Genomic DNA, 23,789 nt, shown 5'->3' with positions numbered 1-23,789 from the left:
GAGTTTATGTTTTTTAGCAGCATAATTTAAAATAAAATTAGCAGTTCTTAGCGAAATGAATGCATTAGTAGTAATATATACTCTTTTTTTCATTTTATGATCAAATCAAATAATTTCTTAGCAGCTTTTTTGGGACCATATTTTTCTTGACCTTTTACACCCAAGGAAGTTCGAATTTGTCCAACTTTTACTCCTGTTTTGAAAAATTCTTCGAAATATTGGTCTATAAGCACATCTACTAGTTCTTGTTTTTGTACAGGACCAAAAGGATTTGCAAAATAGGAGGTTACAAGGCCTAATTCTGTAGTAGTACCTTTTGCTATTCTTGCCCCTCTTTTACAAACATCAATAGCATCCTTTGGGTTAGTAAAGAAATTAATTTCTTCATTACCGTCTTTTACTTCTTCATAATTGTTTGCATAAAGGAATAAATCTATAGGGTATCCCTTAATAATATCTTTATAGCTTGCTACAGGCATAACAAGTCGTGCGTTGATTTTATCAGGATTCATAAAGATACTTCTATCAATTTCTTTAAAAGCATAACCTGCGTCTAAATCATCTAGTCTTACAAAAGCACCAATTTCTGTTCCAAAGCCCAAGGGTTTGTCGCCAGAGTTTAGAGTTACAACACCCATATCATCAAATACTATGGTCATGTCGCTGATATAATCCTCACTTAAACTTCTAAAGGCCTCTAGGCATTCAGATTTACCAGCTCCGCTGTCGCCCATAATAACAACATTTGCACTTTTACCATTATTCATAACAATGTTTACCATTGCACCATGGATTGGTAAATAGCCTCGTTTAATCATTATTAGGTTATGAAGAGTTAAGGCCATTTTCTTTACATAGCCGAAGTAATCAATTTCTTCACTATAACTAATATAGCCAAGCATAATATCATTTTCTATATCATCATAGAATACTGTTTTGACCTTAGAGGGAATATTTTTAGAACTAATAGAATCTTTAGCACCAAACACAAAAACTATATCGGGCTTAATGTTCCTATATTCTTTTTCACGAGCCATTTCGAATAAGTTACATAGGGTTATTGCATGAGCCATAAAATCTCTGTGCACATAGATGAAGGCAAGTAGTGTTCCTATTTTAGCCGGATAACAAAACCAATGGTCTGTTTTTAAAGTACAATTTTTCAATGGGTTTTCAAAACATTCCTGAAAAATTCCATCACGAGTATTTTTTTTAGGGTAGCTTATATAAGGCAAATCTAGCATTATTGATTCAATAAAGGGAACATCTTTTAATAGTTCATATCCTGAAGGAATTGGCCAATTTGCATTATTAACAATTAGGCCCGCATTTCCACCAGCAGGTAGTTGCCTGTAAACCATAGGCTTATAGCCAAGAACATTCTCCTCAATTTTTCTGTATAAATTAAGTATAAGCATAGAAAAATCATTGTTAGCTTCAATAAAACTTGTTTTCTCTAAACCCTCATTAATTTTATTGTTGTGAATTACCGTGTATCTTTCAAGCTTTCTCCAAAAACTATAGAAATCTTCTATAAAATCAACAAAAGTACCGCGGCTATTAATAAGTGAACTATATTTTGTATTTAAATTTATAATCTCATTTACATTTAGTACTGATAAGAGTTTAAATAAATGTATCATAAAAACATCTAAGTCCTCATTTTCTGTTCGCGCATTTTGGATTAAATATTTATAGATATTTGAGTTTTTTTTCTTTATCTTTTTGAGGTAAGAATTAAAGACTCTTCTAAAACCTGTACTTTCTAATAGCTTTTCAGGACTATTACAATATTTAGCAGTGAAATTTATCATTACATTGTCGTTACTTAAAGAAAATTCCTTTTTCAAATCTGCACCTCCATAGGTTAGTATACAATTTTTTTAGAAAAACAAAATGAATTTTATTATAACATATATTATCATAATCAGTAATTAATATTTCAATACTACACTATAATACTCTGAAAATGAAATATTGGCAACATTGAAATTGCAAAAATAGTATTTCAATAAAAAATTCGAATAATATTATGGTGTAATCTTTGGTAATTTTAAGATATAATAATACTATTGTTTATTTTGTCGTATGTTAAATAAAAAGTAAAGGGCGTGGTATTGTGAAAAACAAAAGAACATCTCATGTAATGGCAATAATTTTAATGTTTATCTGGAGTTTATCTTATTTGAGCATAAAGGTTGTATCACAAGAGGTAAGCCCTGCATTATCTGCATTTTATAGATTTATGTTAGCCGCAATAATTTTATTTATAATATTAAAAGTAAAATTCCCGGAAGAGAAAGTTTTAAAAGCGGACAAGCTCAAATTTGCACTAGGAGGGCTATTTGGAGTAGCAATATATTTTATATTTGAAAACTATTCTGTAGCATATACCTCAGCATCAAACGTAGCAATTTTAATTGCGACTATACCAGTATTTACTATATTTTCTCAAAGGCTAATTTATAAAGAAAAACTGACCTATGGGAAAATATTTGGTGCCACCTTAAGCTTAGTTGGAATTATTATAATAATTGCATCTAAGCAAAGGGTAAGCTTATTATCAAAAGGAAATATAGGAGATTTGATGGCACTTGGAGCGGTCTTTTCTTGGGTGATTTATAACATGGTTTGTAGTAGTTTTAAAGGTAATTATAAAGTTATTACTATAACTACTTATGAAATTATGTGGGGGTCCTTGTTTCTCAGTCCTTCACTATTTTTAAGTCCATTGCAAATTCCATCTACAAAAGTTGTCTTAAATTTAATATTCTTATCAATCTTTTGCTCTTGCATTGGGTATGTACTGTATGTACATTGTTTAAAAGAGCTTGGAGCAACTGTTATAACAACCTATATAAATTTACAACCTATTATGAGTTTATTTGCTGCTGGATTCATACTACATGAAGTTGTTACTATTTGGCAGGTAATAGGGTGTATTATCATAATAATAGGTGTAACTTTAGTGAGTTTGGATGGTAGGATAAACCTTAGAAAACTCAAGAGGATATGAGATAAAGTATCGCAGTAGAAAAGTAGATAATATTTTTTTGTTGTATAGGAAACAGCTTGCGGAGGTGGATAATATTTATATGCTAGAGCTTGTCAATTTTGCCACTTGCCACGTGGGTGGCACTTTGTTGTTATGCATTAATAAAAACCTTGTTGAAATATTGACATTGATATCGCAATATATTAATATAAGAATATAGCAATATAATAATCTATATTGTTGTATTCATATATTTATGATACTTCATTCTATTTTATTAAAAATAAAACTAAAATTTATTCATATATAAAAGGAGACCAATTATGGAGGCGAATTTTCAACAATATACAGAAATAGCAGAATTATTAAAAGCCCTTGCTCATCCCGTTAGAATATGTATTATTAGAGGACTTATGAGTAAAGGGAGCTGCAATGTTAGTTATATGCAGGATTGTCTAAACATTCCTCAATCTACGGTTTCTCAACACCTTCAAAAGCTAAAATCCTTAGGAATTATAAAAGGTGAACGAGATGGCTTACAAATTAATTATAAAATTTGTAATGAAACTATCGTAAATGTTGTAAATGCAATGTTCCCAGATGAAGAATAGTTTAAATTTAATTCTAATAATTTTGAAAAAGTATGTGCTACTGGAAATTAGCACAATACAATAACGAATATAAAAAAGAGTTTATATTAATTTAAAAATTAATATAAGCTCTTTTGCAGTTATTAAAATGATTACTTAATATCTATTTCTTCTTCTACTACCACCACCACGATTTTTACGTCTATTTATAGAAGCAATTAATAACAAAATTAATACTATAAACACAATTAGCAAAACAGCTATTGCGGCATAGATAATTATATTATCTTTAAGGAGAGTAGATTTTGAAATCATTGGATATAATTTAATACTTTTGCTTACATCTCTTTGTTTAAGTTCTAAAGTTCCAATAGAAGTCTTTTTATCAAGTTTCCATGGATTTATTCCTGAAACTTTAATAGTAGTTTGAGGTTTGATATCATTATTATAAAAAGTAACATCTTCTTTTGATTCTAATGGAATGTTAATTGTTCTTTCTGGTCCTATAAATGGAATAACTTTATAGGGTACAGAAATTGTTTTAAGTGTAGTATCTTTTTTGTTAAGCACTTCTTTTTTAGAGGCATAACTCCAATCAATTAGTTTTTGCATATCTTCAAAGACCTTTGTATCTTTTGCATCATTTTCAGAGTTCATAACAACACCTAAGATATGACGACCGTTACGTTCATATATAGAAATTAAGCATCTTCCAGCCTTTAGTGTATAGCCAGTTTTGCCACCTAAGTTACCGTCAACTCCAAGAAGTTTGTTCCTATTCTCAACAATAGCGACCGGGCCATTAGCAGATTTTATTGAGCTTGTTTTTTTGCCCATAGATTTTTTTACCCATTCATTTTTATATGCAGCTCTACCTAAAAGAGTTAAGTCATAAGGGGTTGTATAATGTCCATCATTTACATCATCCAAACCATTGGGTGTGATAAAATGAGACCCTTTCATTCCTAACTTAGCAGCTTTTTCATTCATCATTTTAGCAAAATTAGTAGGATTTCCACCAATGTTATCTGCAATCATATATGCAATATCATTTCCAGAATAAAGAAGAAGCCCGTCCATTACGTTGTCGGCTGACATTGTATCTCCTATTGCTACAGGATGAACATTTAGATTATAAGAGAAAGCTGGTTGATTTTTTGCATTTTTTGTATAGATTAAATTATCAGTTGTCTTCTTATTTTCAGCAAGTAGTAAGGCTGTAATAAGTTTTGTAATACTTGCTGGATACATCTTATTATCAATGTTTTTGGTGTAAATAATTTCATTAGTATCTATATCTACAGAAATAGCAGCTTTACCAATTAATTCTAGTGGCTGAGCGGTAGCAAAAGCAGTTGTAGAAAAGACTAAAGTAAATACTAGTGCAAATAATAAAAGTCGGTTTATTCTCTTCAATTTTCATCTCTCCATTATAATCAGATTTTATATCTATCAACTGATAAACATAAAATAAGTATATCATTTTAATATATTAAGAACAAGGTGCATTGGTTTTTTGAAAAAAATTACCAAAATATAGGTTTGAGTATAATCTAAAACATTTTTTATGTTATGCTATAAAATCATTATTATGTTCTAATTTAATATAGTCTCTATTCTTATTCTGTTTTTTATCATATTTTTCAAGAATACACATAAATAGCGAGGATATAAATGCTACCAGACCTAAAATTAGCCATGCAGATTCTATGCTTATATATCCCAAGGCTTTGCCCATAGTTATAGGTCCTAGAGTATAGCCCATTCCAAATATTATGGGAAGAACGGCATTCATTCTACCTCTATGTGACATAGGCGTATGATTTGCAATAAATGGTGGAATGCTTATTGACAAAATAATTTCTCCAAAAGTAAATATGAGTACAGACAAAAAGAAGAAGGGTAATGTATTTAATATGCCTAGCATGCCAAATCCCACTGCATATAAAAGGCCACCATAAACCATTTTTCTAATATGATTTACGTTTTCAAAAATTTTAGTTATAAAAGGAGTGAAAAGCATAACTGTTAATCCATTAAAGCCTGCCATTAGGCCATAATATTTAGCCCCAAGGCTGAGAAAATTTTGTGTGGAATGTATTGGCATCATAAAAGACCACTGGGAATAAACAAAATTGTATCCAAAAGTACATAAGGCGAAATATATGAGAATCGGCCTCTTTAAGAGCACTGATAATATTGTTCCTTCTTCTCTAGCTTCTAAAGTTCTACACTCTTGTGTAACTTCTTGTTTTGTAAGATGTATAGTTTCCTTAATGTAAATAGATATTAAACTAAGGGATATAATTGCAGTTGCCGCATCTCCTATAAATACAAGGGCTAAATGATTTTCATATAGAAGTCCACCAATAATTGGACCTATGGCGAAACCAATATTCCACCCCATATAAGTTAACGCATAGGCACCATCCCTATTTTCAGGTGTTGTTAAATCTGCAATAAGAGCATCGTGAGCCGGACCTGCAATAAACATACTTACAGATGCAAGCATCAATACGTAAATCATATTCATGGATGGATTCATAAAACCACAAACAATATATAACATGGCAGATAAAAAATCGAATATAATAATAACCTTTTTTCTGCCAATAATATCAGTTAATTTGCCGCCAATTATAGCTGCAGGCATAGATATTAATCCTGATGCACTAATGTAAACTCCTGACAACTCCTTAGATAAACCGATTTTTTCTGTAAGAATAAGGGTAAGTAGTGGCATGACAAAGCATCCCATGGCATTTATAATTTTCGAAACAAAAATCACATAAATTTCTTTTGGAAGTCCTCTATACGGATTAAGTAATGATGATAGCTTCTTCATTTTTTAGCCCCCTATGTAAACAAAACAAACTTTTTTTACAACCATAATAAATTTGAAGTTTAAAAAAGGGCATAAAAAATAAATTTATAGCCCTTGTTACAATATTATCTATTATACTATTATTTAAATATTTTGTAAATATCACCCTTAATCATATTTTTAATAAAACATATGTTTTTGTTAGCCAATTGTGATATTATTACTTTAATATAAATTTGGTGGTGATTAACATAATAAATAAGCTAGAGAAAATATTTAAAAATAGACATTCCAAGGCCATAGGGGAATTTAAGGAAAGTTCAGTTATGATATTATTTACAGAGGACTTAGGGGAATTATCTATAGTATTTGAAGTGCGTGCTCTTAAATTAAGGAATCAGCCAGGGGATGTTTGTTTACCTGGAGGGAAAGTTGAAGAAAATGAGGATCCAAGGGAAACTTCGCTACGTGAAACCATGGAAGAATTAAATTTAAAAAGAGATCAAATTGAATTTATAGGAGATATGGACTATTATATAAGTCCTTATGGAAATATTATGTATGCTTTTGTTAGTAAATTAAAATATGGTGAAATAACACCTAGTGCTGATGAAGTCCATCATATATTTAAAGTCCCATTAAAATTTTTCTTAGAACATGAGCCATTGCTTTATAAAATGCAGATAGGGCCTGTAAACCAAGAAGGTTTTCCTTTTCATTTAATAAATGGAGGTAAAGAGTATAAGTTTCGAAAAGGGTATTTAGATGAGTACTTTTATGAGTACAATAACTATATAATATGGGGTTTTACAGCGCAAATAGTTAAAAGTTTTATTGAGGTTTTAAAAAACAGTAATAAGATTTAAAATCATACTTTAGATGATTTAAAAAAGCCCTCATTTATACTTATAATTAAATGGAGGCTTTTTTATTAGATATACTTATTTACTGCTTAAAAGTTTTTTTTTCTTGAGGAATATTGAAACACTTAACACAACAACGGCTATATACACAAAAACATATATAATAGATATCAACCCTGATTTATTGAAAAATTTTAGATATATAAAAGCAGTTTGTGAGACAAATGCCCAAAACAAGGATATAAATGCCATGATATTATTTCTGTGTCTCCAATTATCCGGGTCTTTCATAGAACCAATAATTTTATCCCGTCTTTTGCTTTTATCCCCAGTGTTAATTACTAGGAATTTGTAGTATAAAAAAAATACAAATGTTACTATAGAAATTCCAAAAAATATATAGGCTAAAGAGATGCTAGTAATATTCATAAAAATCACTCCTTTTAGAAATATCATTACTAAGATAATCAAAAAAATATATTAGTATAATTAATATGCCCTAAAAATTAAAACATATGTTTATATCATATACAAAATATGTGAGCATTCAAGTATATCTAATTTCGAAACATCAAAAAAAGAGAGGGAAAATTCACTCTCTTTTAAAAAAATACTATTCTTTTTTTTGTTCTTCAACACTTTCAAAATAATCTGTTCCCCATTTGCACATAATGTCTAAAATAGGCATCACACTTTTGCCTTGCTTTGTTAGCGAATATTCTACTTTAGGAGGGACTTCGGCATATACTTTTCTATTAACCATTTCATATGCTTCCAATTCTCTAAGTTGTTGTGTTAACATTTTTTGTGTTATTATGCCCATGGATCTTTTCAATTCGCTGAATCTTAATACACCGTTTTTGGCTAATCTCCAGAGAATAATTGGTTTCCATTTACCACCTATAATATCCAGGGTTAATTCAATGGCACAACTATATTCTTTATTGTTTATCTTCATTATTTTGTCGCTCATAATACCTCCTAGTATTGATGTGAGTGGGTAAGTGTTATTAATATACTAAGTTACTATTAAGTGAGTACTTGATTAAAAAGCTCTAATAAATACAATTATATCATTGATATATTTTATATGCAAAGACTAGAATAAATTATTTTGTAAATTAATTTATAAAAACACTATAAATTATTGCTTAAATGTCTTATAATGTTACGATAATAGAAAATTATGGGAATGAGGTGATGAAATGTTACAGTGTCCTTTTCTAACAACTATAGAAGAAGAAATAGACTGTTTTAAGGAGTGTGCATTATATAAATGGGCAGAGAATGGTGGTAAATGTCCATTCGTTGAGCTAAAAAATTTCAAACCTTTCACTATCAAAAATATTTCTGACTATGATTTGTTTAATGATGATTTCAATTCCCAATTAAAAATGTTATATAAAGAAAAATATTCATAGGATTTTTTGTGCAGTTGTGTATTTTATGTAATTATGGGATATAATTAAATTTATAATTAATAAAGAGCAGGGAAGTGAATTTATATGGAAAGAACCTTAGTTTTAATTAAACCTGATGGAGTTAAACGAGGACTTATTGGGAAAATTCTTAATCATTATGAAGAAAAGTCACTAGAAATTGTGGCATTAAAAATGATTACTGCTACAGTGGATGATGCAAAACAACATTATATCGAACATGCGGGAAGAGAATATTTTGAAGAATTAATAAACTATGTTACTGAAGGTAAAATGTGTGCAATGATTATTAGGGGCGAAAAAGCTATTGATGTAGTGCGTAAAATCAATGGAGATAAGGACCCTGTAAAAGCAGAACTAGCTAGCATCCGAGGGGAATTTACATTAGATAAAACTCACAATCTAGTTCATGCCTCAGATTGTCCTGAAAGTGCAGAACGTGAAATTGCAATTTGGTTTCCAGAACTTACTTATGAAGATAAGTATAAGAAAAATGTGGATTCATTCAAAAAGATTGATGGCCCATTAATAAATGTATAAGAAAAAGAAGGAAACCAAATTAATATTGGTTTCCTTCTTTATTATTTTAAATAAGAACTAATGAGAACCGCAACTTCCAGAGCAACCATTACAGGAATCACTATTAGCCTTGGAACTATGTTTGTTAATATCTTTTGGAGATACTGTTTTAACCCAAAATCTAGAATCTGTATAGGCTATTGTAAGTTCGTTAATGTTGTCCAAAAGAGTGTTCTCATATAATATTGGCAAATCATCAATATTATTTTTAATATCACCTGTTTTAAAATTGTCTAAATAAATATCAACTTTAGCAGATTTGCAACAACCACTTGTATACACAAATCTTATACTAGAATAGTCAACACTTTTTTTAATCATTTTAATAAGCTCAGCATGAGCTGCTTTTGAAAGCTTGATTTTTAGCGTTTGCTCCATAAATACCTCCTAGTTGTTCTTTGAGGTGGATAACAAAACGTTCTAGTTATTCCTCAAAGCTTTCAGAATAATAATTTAATAATCCTTGCTTAAGATTCCATAAATCCGAAGAAAGATCCACATAATATGCATGTGGGTTTTCAAATCTTAAAACTTCACTCCATAATTTAGAAACTTCTTTAGCCGAAAGTGCTTTTATCTCCAAAACTGAGGGAGATTCATATATAGGCTGTCCGTTTTCGAAAATTTTAACCATAAGATCTTTCACATAGAAGTTTTTAATTTTCTTCTTTTTCCAAGTGTATATTTGATTAAATATTTCAAGTGGTTTACTTTCATCAATTACCTCATCATGTAAGGTTATGAAATCTGCAATAGCCTTGTGTGAAGTTTTATCAAAAATTCTATATAGCTTTTTAAAAGCGGGGTTGGTGATTTTTTCTTCATTCTCGCTGATTTTAATTTTTGGTATTATTTCTCCATTATTTTCAATAGCAACAAGCTTGTAAACACCACCAAATACTGGTTCTGATCTTGCAGTAATAAGTCGTTCACCTACACCGAAGTTATCAATTTGTGCTCCGTTTTCCAAAACTCCTCTTATTATATATTCATCAAGTGAGTTGGAAATAGTGATTTTTACATCTTCGTATCCGGCATCATCTAGCATTATTCTGACTTTTTTTGTTAAATAAGTAATATCTCCGCTATCAATCCTGATTCCTTTAGGTCTTTTGCCCATAGGTTTAAGTATCTCATTAAATACCTTTATGGCATTTGGAACACCAGATAGTAGTACGTTATAGGTATCTATAAGTAGTACACAATTATCAGGGTAAGTTTCAGCCCAAGCTTTAAATGAATCATATTCAGAATCAAAAAGCTGCACCCAACTATGAGCCATGGTACCTAGTGCAGGAATGCCAAACATTTCATCAGCTATGGTACAGGCAGTACCAACACAACCACCAATTACGGCTGCACGAGCCCCATATATAGCCCCATCATAACCCTGAGCACGTCTAGAACCAAATTCCATAACGGGTCTATGTTTTGCAGCTCTACATATTCTACTTGCTTTTGTAGCTATTAAGGTTTGGTGATTTATTGTGAGAAGCACCATTGTTTCAACAAATTGAGCCTGCATAACAGGTCCTTTAACTATAACCAAAGGTTCCCCTGGAAAAACAGGATAGCCTTCTGGCACTGCCCATACATCACAAGTAAATTTAAAATTTACTAGATAATTTATAAACTCTTCTGAAAAAGTGCCCTTGCTTTTAAGATAAGATATATCATCTTCTGAAAATTTTAAATTTGAAAGATATTCAATTAATTGTTGTACCCCAGCCATGATACAATATCCACCGCCATCAGGAATTCGTCTGAAAAACATATCAAAGTAGGCAATTTTGTCCTGAACATTATTATGGAGATAACCGTTTCCCATAGTTAATTCATAAAAGTCTACTAGCATTGTTAGGTTTCTTTCATTGTGTATATTGAATTCTTTTGAGTAATTCATAATTTTTTCCCCTTTGAAATTTAATAAAAGTATATAATGAAATTATAACATATTTATATTTTAATGTTTAAATAGGATTATTACAATAGGGTTTTGGGTATAAACATAATATACGACAATTTAAAGCGGGTGAATGAAAATGGAGACAAAAATCAGTATGAATAATAAAGTAAGTAATAGCAGGATAAATACAAAATTAAGTAAAGAACAACGAGCAGCTGTTTTTTCAGATAGTAGGAATTTGTTAGTTACAGCGGGGCCAGGTTCAGGTAAAACGGTGGTTATTGTTAATAGAATTGTTAATTTAATAAATGAGCAAAAGACTAGTCCTAAAAATATTATTGTCATTACTTTTACAAGAGCTGCGGCAATAAATATGAAAAATAGATATATTGCTATAAATGGAAGAGACAGAGTTCCGTTTTTTGGAACCTTCCATGGCTTATTTTATAAAATTCTCAAAAATTATTATGGTGAGATAGCTATAATAGACACACTTGAGGTATATAAGCTAATAAAAAATGTTTTAATGTCCTATTTAGATGAGGTAAGTGATGAAAAAGTAAAAGAGGTAATAAATAGTATTTCTGTATTTAAAACAAGCGGTGATTCAATGGAAAATTTTGCTCCTAGTATTGATAAAGGAATATTTACAGCAGCCTATAATATATATGAGCAGTATAGGAAAGAAAAAAACTTATATGACTTTGATGATCTACAAATAGGCTGTAGAGATTTGTTTATAAAAAATTACAAGGTGCTACAGGGATATAGAAGTCTGTTTCAGCATATTTTAGTTGATGAGTTTCAAGACTGCGATTCTATGCAGGTGGAGATATTAAAACTACTAAATGAAGATAATTCTATTTTTGCAGTAGGCGATGAGGACCAATGTATTTATGGGTTTAGGGGATCAAACCCTGAGTGTATGGTTAAGTTTTCACAGCACTTTAAAGGGGGAGGGAAGCTGCCTCTTTCAACTAACTATAGGTGTCCAAAGAATATAGTGGAAATATCCATGAATATTATACGGAATAACAAAATGAGAAATGAAAAAGACATAGTGGCATTTAAAGAGAAGGACGGCGGTATTGTTGTAATTAATAATATAAATGAAAACTCTCAGGCAGAGGAGATTAGTTGTATTATCCAAAGGCGCAAGGAAACACAGGATAAAAATTATAGTGATAATGCCATATTGTACAGAACAAATGTAGAGTGCAGAAGTATAATAGATATTTTTATTAAAAAAAGAATACCTTTTAAGCTTTTAGATAGGGAATATGACTTTTTTCAGCATTTCATTTGTAAGGATATAATTGCATATTTAAAACTAAGTATTGATAGCTCTGATAAATTTAGCTTTCTTAGAATAATTAATAAGCCCTTTAGATATATAAGTAAATTAAATTTAGATAAATTAAGAAGAAATATTGTACGTGAAGACTGCTTTGAAATGTTAAAGGAATCTGAAGGAATACCAGTGTTCCAAATGAAAATGTTAGATAAGTTAAAAAAAGATATTCATATTTTGAACAAACTTTCACTTAAAAGCGCAATAGATAATATAGTTTTAAGTATTGGCTATCATGACTATATTGTGGAGTACTGCAGCAAATTTAAAATTCATTTAGGGGAGATGGAGGATGTTATTGACGAATTTAGACAATCTATAGAAGGCTATAACTCTATTATTGCTTTTTTGGCCCATGTAGATCAGGTTAAAGAAGAAATTAGTAAAGGAAAGAAAAATGTGGATGAGGATGCTGTAATACTTAGTACAATTCATGGCGTAAAAGGTATGGAGTTTAAAAATGTATTTTTAATTAATTGTAATGAGGAAAATATCCCACATGTAAATAGCATGGATAAAAACATAGAAGAAGAACGAAGACTATTTTATGTAGGAATAACAAGAGCCATAGATAATGTTTGGCTTAGCATTTGTAAAAGTGTAAAAGGAAAAGTAAAAGAAACTTCACGATTTGTTGTGGAATGCAAAATTATGGGGGAAGGCGGAGCGAACTTACCTTTCAAAGAAGGAGATATTATATTACATAAAAATTTTGGAACTGGAAAAGTAATTTCTATTACTAATAGAGATATAAATCTTGAATTCGAGGGTGGAATTATAAGAAAATTTGATGCTGAGGTGTTATATAATAATGCTTTAATTTCGAAAGTATAAAATAGAGTTATAAATTAAACAATGCATTCTATTGATTCTATTCTTTGCTTGCAAAGGAAAAGAAAAAAACATATAATGTAATCAGACGTAATATTTTACATAACAAGGATACTTGGCATACTAAGAAAGTAAATTGTTCAATTAGGAGGGGTTTTATGATTCCATTTAAGAAAATGTGGGAGGATGTACGCCGAATTTTGGCAGATGAAGACTATCCAAATGTAGAAATTTTGGAGAAATTTAATTGCGGATTTACAGTTAAAGAGCGAGGTAATGTGATTTTTATTACAAGAGATGATTTTGTGGATTTTTGGTGTAAGCTATTGTACTACAATGAATTATCATTAGAGCAGGTTTTGAAAGATGATAAATTAAAACCTAAATATATTTACAATATTATAAAAGAATTACCATATATATCAGAAAACTCTGGAGTAATTAAGTTAATGCAGTAGTTTTGTTGAATATTGTTATATAATGTTATATAATTTTATTAAGCTCATATTCATAGAATATGAGCTTAATAAAATTTTGTATAATATTTGCCTAATATATATTTAAATAATTTTGTGAAGAAGAGGTATAAAAATGGAAATCACAAATATAAATGGTGAAGAACTCATATTTGCATTAGATATAGGGACAAGATCCATCATAGGGACAGTAGGAGTAATCACGGAGAAAAAATTTCAAGTTATTGCTGAAAGTTATATAGAACATGAAGAAAGAGCTATGGTCGATGGTCAGATTCATGATATTCAACTTGTAGCTAATGGAGTAAAAAGGGTTAAAAAGCAGTTAGAGGGAATCTTAAATATTTCATTATCTAAAGTAGCTATTGCTGCTGCTGGAAGATTTTTAAGGACTACAACAATAAAGTCAGAAATAGAAGTAGAAAGCGATAGTGAGATTAATAGGGAAGTTATTAGAAGTTTAGACCTTACTGCGGTTAAAATGGCAGAAAATGAAGTCAATAAGTCTACTCAAGGTAAGCTTTATTGTGTAGGATATAGCGTGAAAAATTATTACTTAAATGGATACATAATCTCAAATTTAAACTCACACAAAGGAGAAAAGATTGCAGTTGAAATAATCGCTACCTTCCTTCCTAGGTCAGTAGTCGATAGTCTTTATGTAGTTATGAATAAGGCTTCACTTGAGGTTGTAAGTTTAACCCTAGAGCCAATAGCGGCCATGGAAGCTGCAATACCACAGAAGCTGCGACTCTTGAATTTAGCATTAGTGGATATTGGTGCAGGTACTTCCGATATTGCTATTAGTAGTAAGGATAGTATAAGTGCATATGGTATGGTACCTATGGCGGGTGATGAGGTAACAGAAATAGTAGCACAAGCATATTTAGTGGATTTTAATACAGCTGAAGAAATTAAAAAGCAATGCGGTGGCAAAAACAAAATTCAATATACTGATGTTTTAGGGCTTGATAATGAAATAGAGCCAGAGGAAGTATTAAAAATAATTAGTCCTGTAGTAATGAAGATTTCAGAAGAAATTGGAAACAAAATAATTGAATTAAATGGAGGGAAAGCTCCTAATGCTGTATTTCTAGTAGGAGGTGGAGCACATACGCCATTAATAAAAGAAAATATATCGAAAATTTTAAATCTTCCAATACAAAGGGTTGCAATTAAAGGCAGAGAAGCAGTGGTTGACTGTATTTGTAACGACGAAATGGGAAGTGTTGGGGTTACAGTTTTAGGGATAGCACTTATATCAATTAAGAAATTAGGACATGACTTTGTTGATGTTACTATAAATGATAAAATTGTAAGTTTATTTAATGCACATAAACATACTGTTATGGATGTAATGGTGCAAGAAGGCATTAGCCCTAAAATATTGATTGGTAAGAATGGACGTAATATAAGATTTATAGTTGATGGAATAAAAAGAGTAGCTTTTGGAACTTTAGGTGTGGGGGCAGAGATCAAGATAAATGATACCCTTAGTAATATTGATTCTGAGGTAAAAGAGGGCGATATTATAGAAGTTAGTTTCTCTAAAGATGGGAAAAATGCTGAGCCTAGAATTATGGATTTTGTGAAGAATATTCAAGCCGTGAGTTTTTACTTTGATGATATAATACAAAACATTGAACCAATAGGATTCATTAATGGGGAGAGAGCTCTAATAAATGCTGTAATAAAAGAAGATGACAATGTTACTATAGTAATCCCTACTACAATGCAGGACTATGCAGAAAATTATCCGGATATTGTAAAAGCCTCAACTTTCATAATGAATAATAGTGAAATTTTTGTGGAATATGTTATAAAAGAAGGGGACAAAATATATAGTGCAACTATAAAAGATGAAAAACCTGTTGTAGAAAGATATGAGAGCAAGGTAATTAATAATGAATATGATGGAACAAAAGATGTACATAATAAAGTAGGAAATGAAGTAGGAAAAGTCATGGTTCAAGTTGTTGTCGAAGTTAATAAAAAAATCATAACCCTTAAAAATAAAGAAAAATATATATTTGTGGATATATTTGATTATGTAGAATTTGATTTATCTAAGTCAAAGGGAAATCTAATACTGATGCTGAATGACATCAAAGCTAGTTATTACCAGCCACTAAACAATGGAGATATAATCAAGATATATTGGGAAAAATAGCATTGGTTCATCCGAAACAAAAGACTAGAATAAGCAGTTTACTCACTAGTTATTTTTTTGGATGGCATGCAAGTAAAGAGGTGTTAATAATGGATTTTTTAGCTAAGGCAAAAGATATTGAGAGTGAATTAATAAAAATAAGACGGGATCTTCATGAAAATCCAGAACTAGGTTTCGATTTATTTAGAACTTCCCAAAAGGTAAAAGATTTTTTATCAAAGGAAGGTATTGAGTTTTACGAGGTAGCGGGAACAGGAATCTGCGCGATTATTAGAGGTAAGGGTGATAAAACCATCGCACTAAGGGCAGATATGGATGCACTTCCCCTAGAGGATAAGAAAGTATGCAGTTATTCCTCAAAAACTTCTGGAAAAATGCATGCTTGTGGACATGATGCTCATACCACTATACTTTTAGGTGCAGCTAAAATTTTAAATAGTATTAAAGATGAAATTAATGGAAACGTTAAATTCTTTTTTGAACCTGCAGAAGAAACTACTGGTGGGGCACCACTCATGATTAGTGCAGGAGTACTAGAAAACCCTAAGGTGGATGCTGTTATTGGGCTTCATGTAGAAGAGTGGTTAGAGGCGGGAACTGTTGGTTTAAAAAGAGGTGTGGCATATGCAGCATCAAACCCATTTACTATAAAAATAATGGGTAAAGGAGGGCATGGTGCAAGTCCACATATGACTATTGATCCTATTGTAATAGCAAGTAATGTTATTATTTCACTTCAAAGCATAGTAAGCAGGGAAATACCACCTACAGATGCTGCTGTAATTACTATAGGTACTTTTCATGGAGGCACAGCTCAAAATATTATACCAGAAGAAGTTATAATATCAGGAATTATTAGATCGATGAAAAGTGAACATAGGGAATACATAAAGAAAAGATTAGTTCAAGTAGTAGAAGGCATAGTTAGTTCTATGAGGGGGAAATGTGAAATTAAAATAGAGGAAAGTTATCCTTGTCTTTATAATAATGATGACTTAGCAGGATTGTTTGAAATAAAGGCAAGTGAAGCAATTGGAAAAAGTAATGTTTATAAAGTAGACCAGCCTACCATGGGTGTGGAAAGTTTTGCTTATTTCTCAAATGAAAGACCAGCGCTATTTTACTTTTTAGGATGTGGAAACCAGGAAAAAGGTATAGATAATCCGGCTCATGGAAGTTTATTTGACATAGATGAGAGCTGTTTATCCATAGGTGTAGCATTGCAATGTAAATTAGCTTATGAATTTCTATTGAATTCATAGCACATTTTAGTATATAATTAATGCTTGATGTAATTTTTTAAAAGTGTAAAGTGATTTATTACGAGATAAATTTAATTATATAGGGAATTCGTCATTAGATAAAAAACTATAGATAGATGTACTAGAGATGGAATAATTAGGAGGATTTGTATGAGAATAGAAATTGGAGCAAATGAAGCAGGACAAAGAACGGATAAATTTATGAGAAAAGTACTTGGAGATGTACCACTAAGCAAAATATATAAAGCTTTTAGAAAAGGTGATATTAGGGTTAATGGTAGTAAAATCAAGGAAAAACATTGTTTAATTGAAGGTGATATTGTTGAAACAAAATATATTACTAGCGATGTTAAAAAAGAACCCTTTCAAAGAATTGATAATAAATTAAAAATAACCTTTGAAGATTCCAATATATTAATGGTGGAAAAATGGCCAGGTGTTTTAGTTCATTCTGATAAAAAGGGTGGAGAAGCTACCTTAATAGATTATGTGTTATCTTATTTGTATGATAAGGGAGATTACCAGCCAGAAAATGAAATAACTTTTACACCAGCACCATGTAATAGATTAGATAGAAACACTTCAGGCATAGTTATATTTGGAAAAAATTTCAAATCTCTTAAGCTTTTAAATGAGATGATAAGAGAAAGAAACGTTGAGAAATTTTACATGGCACTTGTAAAAAATAGAATTAAAGATGGAATTTATGAGGGATATATATATAAAAATGAGGATGCAAATATATCACAGGTGTTTGACACTGAAATGCCAGATACAAAAAGAATAGCAATGGAAGTTAAAACTATAGAAAGCTGTGGTACATTTTCTCTAATAGATATTAATTTATTAACAGGAAGAAGCCATCAACTTAGAGCGCATTTAAGTCACTTAGGGAATGCAATTATTGGCGATCCAAAATATGGAGATAAAAAAATGAATAGTTTCTTCGATAATAAATATGGTTTGAACTATCAATTTTTATATGCATATAAGGCAACATTTAAGAATTGCCCAGAGGAATTTTCTTATATGGAGAATAAAACTATTGCAGAAAGCTTACCACCAGTATTAAAGAAGATTAAAAAGGATGTATTCAAATTTTAGTGTTTGTTTAGTCAACATTTTAGTACTGAAGGTGATGATTTAATGAGTGAAAGTGCAAATCCAAAAAAACAATCTACATCAAAAGGCTTTGCCATATTATCTGCGGCAGGTTTTATGGTTAAGATTATATCCTTACTCTATGTACCTTTTCTAATTAAAATATTAGGAAGAGAGGGGTATGGTATATATGCACGTGCATATCCTATATTTGTATACATATATGTATTAACAAATGCAGGTATTCCTGTGGCTATATCCAAGATGGTATCAGAGCTCATAGCAATAGGAAATTACAAAGATGCTGTGAAGACTTTTAAAATAGCTAGATTTTTACTTTTTATTTTAGGTCTGACTATGTCATTATTAATGCTTATTTTTGCAGGGCAGCTGGCAAACATAACCAAAAGTGCTACTGCAAAACTAGCAATTATGGCCCTTGCTCCAACTATTTTAGTATCATCTGTATTATCAGCATATAGAGGGTATTTTCAAGGAAGAGGAAATATGACTCCAACAGCTGTATCACAAGTACTAGAGCAAATTGCAAATACTATTTTTAGTTTGGTTTTTGCAGCATATTTTATGAAATATGGGATAGCAGCAGGTGCGGCAGGCGGTACGGTGGGTACATCTTTAGGAGCCTTAGTTGCTGTTACATATATGATTCATGCCTATAAAAAAAATAAAGTTTTTAGAGTGCCCAAAGGACATAATAAATTAGATATAAAAAGATTGACTACTAAAAGACTAATAAAAAAGCTATTTAGTTATGCAATGCCAATGACTATATGTTTAGGAATACAACAATCTGGTTTACTAATTGATTTAAGGATAGTTCAAGCAAGAATGTTTGATGCTGGAATTGTTGAAAGACAAGTTACTATTTTATGGGGTGTATTAACTCAATATACAACATTAATAGGTGTTCCTATAGCTATTATTTCTTCACTAGCTATAACTATTCTGCCATCTATATCTAGCTTAATGGCTGTTAGGGATAAAAAAGCTGTTCGATCTAAAGTTAATTATGCCTTTAGGCTATGTTTTTTAGTTGCAGTACCTTCAGCTGTTGGACTTGCAGTTTTAGCTAAACCAATAATAGAGCTTCTACAATATGATTCTGATGTATCAAGATTACTTATATATGGTTCCGGGGTAATAATACTCATGGCTGTGGTTACTATCCAAACCTCAATTCTTCAAGGAATTGGAAAGCTTTATTTAGTTACCTTCTATGCAGTATTAGGATTAATAGGGAAAATAATTGTTAATTATATTTTTGTGGCCATCCCCAGCTTTAATATATTAGGTGCTGTTATGGGTAATGGAGTAAGTTTTGGCATAGTTTTAATATTGAATTATTATGCAATGAACAAAGCGCTAAGGGTTAAAACTAATCTATTTAGTCATGCAAGTAAACCAATAATAGCCTCGGGTGTTATGGCACTTATAGCAAAAGTAATATATGGTGGATTTAATTTTGCATTTAGTCTTGCTGGCGAAGGGTATTTTGCTAATGCTTTTGCTATATTAGTTGCTATAATTTTTGCCATATTAACTTATTTCTTCACCTTAGTTATAATAGGTGGAATATCTAAAGAGGATTTGGAGGTATTCCCAAGCAAAATTACAAAACTTATACCTAAGTCTATTTTACATAGAATTAGATAGAAATATAGATAACAAAATAAACAAGTCTAAGGCTATTTTGTGCCTTAGGCTTGTTTGCTTTTTTTTGTGAGTAAAATAGAAAAGAATAAAAGGGAGAATCCGGTAATAATAATCAATATGTTTTTAGTAATAAATATAGAATTTGGTAGAGTATTATCTAGTATTTTCAATATAAAGTATAAAAATATACTAAGACAAATATCTATTGAAAGTTCTGTGGCTGAAAATTTAATATAACAGCTTCCTTTGATTGCAACAATATTTAGTATAAAGTTTACTACAGAGGTTATGAAAAGTGTTATACCATAACCTAAAATATTTATGCTTGGAATACCTAGAAGCACATATAGCAAGATAAGCTGTAAAATAGCGGTTATTACTGAATTTATTAAAAGAGCCTTTTGTTTGCCAAGTCCATTTAAAATTCCATAGGTTGAACCGGACATATACATGAAGGGTGCGCTTAGGGCAGCCAGGCGTATATAAGTACCTAAGTCATATCTGTCGAAAAAAAGTTTCCCAAGGGAGTCTCCAGCACTTAAACATACTATCATAGTTGAAATACCAAGTAAAAACGAGATTTTTATAACCTCTACTATTCTATTCTCTAAAGAATGATAATCATTTTTTATAACACTTTTAGAAATATCTGGAGTTAACATGGTTGCCATGGACATTACTATAATAAATGGAAAGAAAACAATAGTCATAGCCATTCCTGAAAATTTACCTATTAGAGCTAAGCTCGCTGTGTATTCTATGCCTGCATAAACTAGTCGCCTAGGCACGATTAAAGTGGACAGGGCTGAAATAATAGTGGTTAAAAAGCCATTTAAGCTTAGTGGCAAGGAAACAACAAGAACATTAAATAAAAGTTGAGCTCTTCCTTCTGTTTTATTTCTGTAATTTCTAAATTTATTTTTGCTTTTATTATAAAATATAAATAATAGAATAAAGCTTATAAATTCTCCAATACTTAAGGAAATATAAGTTGCAGTTACAGTAGAAGTTATAGTTTTTAATGCAAAAACATTAATTAATGCTAGTATTATAGCCATTCTTACGAACTTTTCAACTATATCTATGATTGCAGGTACTTTAACATTTGAAATACCATAGAAATAGCCTTTATATATAGAAGAGAGTGCAACAAATATTAATGCAGGGCAAATAACCCAAAGGGAATAAAGCGTTCTTACGTCCTTAATTATATATGTACTAATAAAAGGTGAAAAAAGAAAAACTAAAATTGTTATCAATATAGCAAAAATAAAATCAAAGACTAAGGTGGTATGTACAGTTTTATTCAGGTTGCCATAGTCATTTATTCCATAATAGGCTGAGGCTTCTTTTGAAATAGCGGTTACCATTCCTCCACAAATAAGGCAAACAAATAGATCGTAAATAGGCATTACAAGACTATATAGACCCATACCTTCTGCCCCTAATTTTTTTGAAAGTAAAATGGAAAACATAAATCTGAGTATACCGGCAGTAAGATTAGAAACTGTGAGTATTATCGAATCTCTATAGAAATTATCTTTAAGCATAAAAGCCACCTCCTTGTTCTTTAACTTGTGCAAGTAACAGGTATTAATAATTAGTATGTGAAACGACCTGATTATATTCTATGGGAACATGAAAATAAATTGCGTTACATAAATGCTTAGGAGGGCTTTTTATGTTAAAATAACTGTATTAGTATATTTAAATGCGTTCTAAATATTATTGTAAATAAAAATTAGATCCTATTCTAAGGGTAATCATGGGGGTTAGTAATGTGAGATGTGTGATATGTGGTATGAAAATAACTACAAATAATTTTGGTATGAATAATCTAAGCTTATTAGAACAAAATGAAAGGGAAGATATTAAGTATTGCCCCTTTTGTGGTGTGACTGCTAAGTATTTAAAAACTGGAGGAGAAAAGTATAGGGTTAATGCTGAAAGTTTAGATGAGAATACTTTAATAATATTAGACCATGCTATGAAGCTAGAAACATTCAATTATGAATTTTATAATGCAGCATCAAAGCTTGCTCATAGTATGGAAGTAAAAGAAATTTTTGTAGCACTTGCAAACATTGAAAGGATGCATGCTATAGTCAATCAAAATTTAGGAAGCTTCAATGAACTACCTAAATTAGTTCATATAGATTATAGTAAATATAAAAGCGACAAAAGTTTAATGAAGCTAGCAGAGAACAAAGAAACTCATGCTGTGAAATTTTATGAAAAATATGCAAAAGAAGTAAGTAGTTTAATTGTTAAAGAGGCATTTGTTGCTTTAGCTGAGGTTGAACGAAATCATATACGAATTGCTAGTGATTATTAACACATATACTCTAATTTATATAAATATATATAGATTAGAGTATTTATAATTTAGGGGGGGAGTATGAAGAAGACCATTGGATTTATTGTGATTTTAGTTACAATGGCTTTTGTATTATTTTCGGTGAAGGGTTCTTTTAAAGAATATAAGGTTACTGTAAAGGATAAACTTATAAAATCAGAGATATTGTTTAAAGGTTTAAGTGATGCGGTAGATTTTACGAGAGATAGTGAAGGTAATTATTACGTAGCATTTAAAGATAAGATACAGTACATTGAGAAAAATGGTAAAGCATACAATATATTTACTAACAAAAATCTTGTTATAACTAGTTTAGATTATAACAATGGGGTATTGTACTACGCATCAGGTACTAAAGTTTATTCTTATAGTTTAATATCAAAAGAAAATATTGAAATAATTAAAAATATACCTAATTATGGGGATTATAATAAGAGCTTTATTAGAGTTAATGGTGAATATCTATTTGTTACAATAGGGGCAGCAACAAACTCTGGAGTAGTAGGGTTGGACAATCAGTGGATAGATGATTACCCTGAAAACCATGATATTACAGCCAAAAGGATAACTATAAAAGGAACTGATTTTGGAGAAGAAAAAACAGGAGCATTTGTTTCATATAAAACTAGAAATATTAAGGGACAAATTATAACAGAACATATGCCTGGAAATTCATCTATAATAATTTACAATCTAAAAACAGGAGCACAAGGAAATTTTGCTTGGGGCATAAGAAATATAAAGTCCATAGACTTTAATACGGGGGGCAAGGTATTAGCCATAGTGGGGGGCATGGAGAATAGAGGACTAAGACCAGTAATAGGAGACAGTGATTATATATACCAAATTAAAAAAAACGCATGGTATGGTTTTCCAGATTATACTGGTGGAGATCCAATAAATTCTCCTAAATTTAAAGGTTCAAATAATAATACTATACCATTTATTTTAGAACAGCATCCCACAACAAACCCACCTGCACCAATTTATCAACATAAATCAGTAGATAGTTTAGTAAGTTTAGCAGTTGATCAAAAAGGAATACTAGGAGAGAAAGACTGTATATATTTCTATGAAAAGAATGATAATAGTATATACAGTTTAAATAGCACGGGTGCTATTAATGAAAAAATCAATTTCTACAAGGATAACTATATATCTAGTATGAAGTTCTTTAACAATTTAATAGTTTTAGACTCTAAAAGTGGATATATAATTAGTATAGGAAAAAATGAAAGTCTTGATATGAGCACAGTAACGCAAAAAACCAATTATTATCTAATGGCAATTGTATTAACTTTAATAGGTAGTATACTTGTGGGTTTGTACAAAAAGAACTAAAATAGAGTAAATATATTTTGATAATATGTTT

Annotated in this window: 21 protein-coding genes; 13 read left to right on the top strand and 8 right to left on the bottom strand. The window is 30.4% G+C overall.

Annotated features, from left to right (window positions below):
- Nucleotides 1–89: 89 nt before the first annotated feature.
- The gene (locus tag ACREVU_RS14360) at nt 90–1,850 is read right to left on the bottom strand and encodes a phosphoenolpyruvate carboxykinase (ATP) (RefSeq protein ID WP_431552293.1); all 1,761 of its coding nucleotides are present in this window, start codon (nt 1,848–1,850) and stop codon (nt 90–92) included.
- A gap of 269 nt (nt 1,851–2,119) precedes the next feature.
- Between ACREVU_RS14360 and ACREVU_RS14355 the strand changes: the two genes are divergently transcribed.
- Together ACREVU_RS14355 and ACREVU_RS14350 are read left to right on the top strand one after the other, a co-directional pair.
- A complete protein-coding gene (locus ACREVU_RS14355; protein WP_431552292.1) occupies nt 2,120–3,016 on the top strand; it encodes a DMT family transporter in 897 nt (298 codons plus the stop codon).
- Between the two features lie 302 nt (nt 3,017–3,318).
- Nucleotides 3,319–3,606 (top strand): ArsR/SmtB family transcription factor, encoded by a 288-nt coding sequence (locus ACREVU_RS14350; protein ID WP_431552291.1) that lies wholly within the window; start codon nt 3,319–3,321, stop codon nt 3,604–3,606.
- Nucleotides 3,607–3,741: 135 nt separating this feature from the next.
- Here ACREVU_RS14350 and ACREVU_RS14345 read toward each other — a convergent pair whose 3' ends face one another.
- Nucleotides 3,742–5,001, bottom strand: a complete 1,260-nt coding sequence (locus ACREVU_RS14345) for a D-alanyl-D-alanine carboxypeptidase family protein (RefSeq protein ID WP_431552290.1) — start codon at nt 4,999–5,001, stop codon at nt 3,742–3,744.
- 154 nt (nt 5,002–5,155) lie between these two features.
- Nucleotides 5,156–6,430 (bottom strand): MFS transporter, encoded by a 1,275-nt coding sequence (locus tag ACREVU_RS14340; protein WP_431552289.1) that lies wholly within the window; start codon nt 6,428–6,430, stop codon nt 5,156–5,158.
- A 218-nt stretch (nt 6,431–6,648) separates the two neighbouring features.
- On the opposite strand from ACREVU_RS14340, the gene ACREVU_RS14335 reads away from it, so the two are divergent.
- Nucleotides 6,649–7,275 carry an NUDIX hydrolase gene (locus ACREVU_RS14335; protein ID WP_431552288.1) on the top strand — a complete coding sequence of 209 codons (627 nt, stop codon included), beginning with the start codon at nt 6,649–6,651 and terminating at the stop codon, nt 7,273–7,275.
- Between the two features lie 75 nt (nt 7,276–7,350).
- On the opposite strand, the gene ACREVU_RS14330 is transcribed toward ACREVU_RS14335, so the two are convergent.
- Both ACREVU_RS14330 and ACREVU_RS14325 read right to left on the bottom strand, forming a co-directional pair.
- Nucleotides 7,351–7,701, bottom strand: coding sequence for a hypothetical protein (locus ACREVU_RS14330; protein ID WP_431552287.1), 351 nt, complete (start codon nt 7,699–7,701; stop codon nt 7,351–7,353).
- A gap of 184 nt (nt 7,702–7,885) precedes the next feature.
- Nucleotides 7,886–8,245: a winged helix-turn-helix transcriptional regulator gene (locus ACREVU_RS14325; protein ID WP_431552286.1), complete on the bottom strand. Its 360-nt coding sequence runs from the start codon at nt 8,243–8,245 to the stop codon at nt 7,886–7,888.
- Nucleotides 8,246–8,477: 232 nt separating this feature from the next.
- Between ACREVU_RS14325 and ACREVU_RS14320 the strand changes: the two genes are divergently transcribed.
- Together ACREVU_RS14320 and ndk are read left to right on the top strand one after the other, a co-directional pair.
- Nucleotides 8,478–8,693, top strand: coding sequence for a hypothetical protein (locus ACREVU_RS14320; RefSeq protein WP_431552285.1), 216 nt, complete (start codon nt 8,478–8,480; stop codon nt 8,691–8,693).
- Between the two features lie 84 nt (nt 8,694–8,777).
- Nucleotides 8,778–9,251, top strand: coding sequence for a nucleoside-diphosphate kinase (ndk, locus tag ACREVU_RS14315; protein ID WP_431552284.1), 474 nt, complete (start codon nt 8,778–8,780; stop codon nt 9,249–9,251).
- A gap of 57 nt (nt 9,252–9,308) precedes the next feature.
- On the opposite strand, the gene ACREVU_RS14310 is transcribed toward ndk, so the two are convergent.
- Together ACREVU_RS14310 and ACREVU_RS14305 are read right to left on the bottom strand one after the other, a co-directional pair.
- Nucleotides 9,309–9,668: a hypothetical protein gene (locus tag ACREVU_RS14310; RefSeq protein WP_431552283.1), complete on the bottom strand. Its 360-nt coding sequence runs from the start codon at nt 9,666–9,668 to the stop codon at nt 9,309–9,311.
- Between the two features lie 46 nt (nt 9,669–9,714).
- The gene (locus ACREVU_RS14305; RefSeq protein WP_431552282.1) at nt 9,715–11,193 is read right to left on the bottom strand and encodes a nicotinate phosphoribosyltransferase; all 1,479 of its coding nucleotides are present in this window, start codon (nt 11,191–11,193) and stop codon (nt 9,715–9,717) included.
- Nucleotides 11,194–11,332: 139 nt separating this feature from the next.
- On the opposite strand from ACREVU_RS14305, the gene ACREVU_RS14300 reads away from it, so the two are divergent.
- From ACREVU_RS14300 to ACREVU_RS14275, 6 genes are all read left to right on the top strand, one after another.
- A complete protein-coding gene (locus ACREVU_RS14300; RefSeq protein WP_431552281.1) occupies nt 11,333–13,381 on the top strand; it encodes an ATP-dependent helicase in 2,049 nt (682 codons plus the stop codon).
- Nucleotides 13,382–13,536: 155 nt separating this feature from the next.
- The gene (locus ACREVU_RS14295; RefSeq protein WP_431552280.1) at nt 13,537–13,836 is read left to right on the top strand and encodes a hypothetical protein; all 300 of its coding nucleotides are present in this window, start codon (nt 13,537–13,539) and stop codon (nt 13,834–13,836) included.
- 133 nt (nt 13,837–13,969) lie between these two features.
- Nucleotides 13,970–16,024, top strand: coding sequence for a cell division protein FtsA (locus ACREVU_RS14290; RefSeq protein ID WP_431552279.1), 2,055 nt, complete (start codon nt 13,970–13,972; stop codon nt 16,022–16,024).
- An 89-nt stretch (nt 16,025–16,113) separates the two neighbouring features.
- Nucleotides 16,114–17,286: a M20 metallopeptidase family protein gene (locus tag ACREVU_RS14285; protein WP_431552278.1), complete on the top strand. Its 1,173-nt coding sequence runs from the start codon at nt 16,114–16,116 to the stop codon at nt 17,284–17,286.
- A gap of 150 nt (nt 17,287–17,436) precedes the next feature.
- Nucleotides 17,437–18,390: an RluA family pseudouridine synthase gene (locus tag ACREVU_RS14280; protein ID WP_431552277.1), complete on the top strand. Its 954-nt coding sequence runs from the start codon at nt 17,437–17,439 to the stop codon at nt 18,388–18,390.
- A gap of 42 nt (nt 18,391–18,432) precedes the next feature.
- A complete protein-coding gene (locus ACREVU_RS14275; RefSeq protein WP_431552276.1) occupies nt 18,433–20,061 on the top strand; it encodes a putative polysaccharide biosynthesis protein in 1,629 nt (542 codons plus the stop codon).
- Nucleotides 20,062–20,105: 44 nt separating this feature from the next.
- Here ACREVU_RS14275 and spoVB read toward each other — a convergent pair whose 3' ends face one another.
- Nucleotides 20,106–21,611 (bottom strand): stage V sporulation protein B, encoded by a 1,506-nt coding sequence (spoVB, locus tag ACREVU_RS14270; protein ID WP_431552275.1) that lies wholly within the window; start codon nt 21,609–21,611, stop codon nt 20,106–20,108.
- Between the two features lie 230 nt (nt 21,612–21,841).
- Between spoVB and ACREVU_RS14265 the strand changes: the two genes are divergently transcribed.
- Together ACREVU_RS14265 and ACREVU_RS14260 are read left to right on the top strand one after the other, a co-directional pair.
- Nucleotides 21,842–22,396, top strand: coding sequence for a ferritin-like domain-containing protein (locus ACREVU_RS14265; protein ID WP_431552274.1), 555 nt, complete (start codon nt 21,842–21,844; stop codon nt 22,394–22,396).
- Nucleotides 22,397–22,459: 63 nt separating this feature from the next.
- Entirely contained in the window at nt 22,460–23,758 is a 1,299-nt protein-coding gene (locus tag ACREVU_RS14260) for a PQQ-dependent sugar dehydrogenase family protein (RefSeq protein ID WP_431552273.1), read from the top strand.
- Nucleotides 23,759–23,789 lie beyond the last annotated feature (31 nt).

The sequence above is a fragment of the Clostridium sp. genome, from assembly GCF_050717535.1.
Taxonomy (GTDB): Bacteria; Bacillota; Clostridia; order Clostridiales; family Clostridiaceae; genus Clostridium_AD.
The sequence above is the reverse complement of the archived record's forward strand: the minus strand, read 5'-3'. Positions and strand labels throughout refer to the sequence as shown.

Bases quoted from the DNA above. Each gene is read 5' to 3' on its own strand.
- ACREVU_RS14280 (WP_431552277.1), top strand. From the start codon at position 17,437: ATGAGAATAGAAATTGGAGCAAATGAAGCAGGACAAAGAACGGATAAA.
- ACREVU_RS14330 (WP_431552287.1), bottom strand. From the start codon at position 7,701: ATGAATATTACTAGCATCTCTTTAGCCTATATATTTTTTGGAATTTCT.
- ACREVU_RS14285 (WP_431552278.1), top strand. From the start codon at position 16,114: ATGGATTTTTTAGCTAAGGCAAAAGATATTGAGAGTGAATTAATAAAA.
- ACREVU_RS14350 (WP_431552291.1), top strand. From the start codon at position 3,319: ATGGAGGCGAATTTTCAACAATATACAGAAATAGCAGAATTATTAAAA.
- ACREVU_RS14275 (WP_431552276.1), top strand. From the start codon at position 18,433: ATGAGTGAAAGTGCAAATCCAAAAAAACAATCTACATCAAAAGGCTTT.
- ACREVU_RS14310 (WP_431552283.1), bottom strand. From the start codon at position 9,668: ATGGAGCAAACGCTAAAAATCAAGCTTTCAAAAGCAGCTCATGCTGAG.
- ACREVU_RS14260 (WP_431552273.1), top strand. From the start codon at position 22,460: ATGAAGAAGACCATTGGATTTATTGTGATTTTAGTTACAATGGCTTTT.
- ACREVU_RS14300 (WP_431552281.1), top strand. From the start codon at position 11,333: ATGGAGACAAAAATCAGTATGAATAATAAAGTAAGTAATAGCAGGATA.
- spoVB (WP_431552275.1), bottom strand. From the start codon at position 21,611: ATGCTTAAAGATAATTTCTATAGAGATTCGATAATACTCACAGTTTCT.
- ndk (WP_431552284.1), top strand. From the start codon at position 8,778: ATGGAAAGAACCTTAGTTTTAATTAAACCTGATGGAGTTAAACGAGGA.
- ACREVU_RS14325 (WP_431552286.1), bottom strand. From the start codon at position 8,245: ATGAGCGACAAAATAATGAAGATAAACAATAAAGAATATAGTTGTGCC.
- ACREVU_RS14295 (WP_431552280.1), top strand. From the start codon at position 13,537: ATGATTCCATTTAAGAAAATGTGGGAGGATGTACGCCGAATTTTGGCA.
- ACREVU_RS14340 (WP_431552289.1), bottom strand. From the start codon at position 6,430: ATGAAGAAGCTATCATCATTACTTAATCCGTATAGAGGACTTCCAAAA.
- ACREVU_RS14305 (WP_431552282.1), bottom strand. From the start codon at position 11,193: ATGAATTACTCAAAAGAATTCAATATACACAATGAAAGAAACCTAACA.
- ACREVU_RS14290 (WP_431552279.1), top strand. From the start codon at position 13,970: ATGGAAATCACAAATATAAATGGTGAAGAACTCATATTTGCATTAGAT.
- ACREVU_RS14320 (WP_431552285.1), top strand. From the start codon at position 8,478: ATGTTACAGTGTCCTTTTCTAACAACTATAGAAGAAGAAATAGACTGT.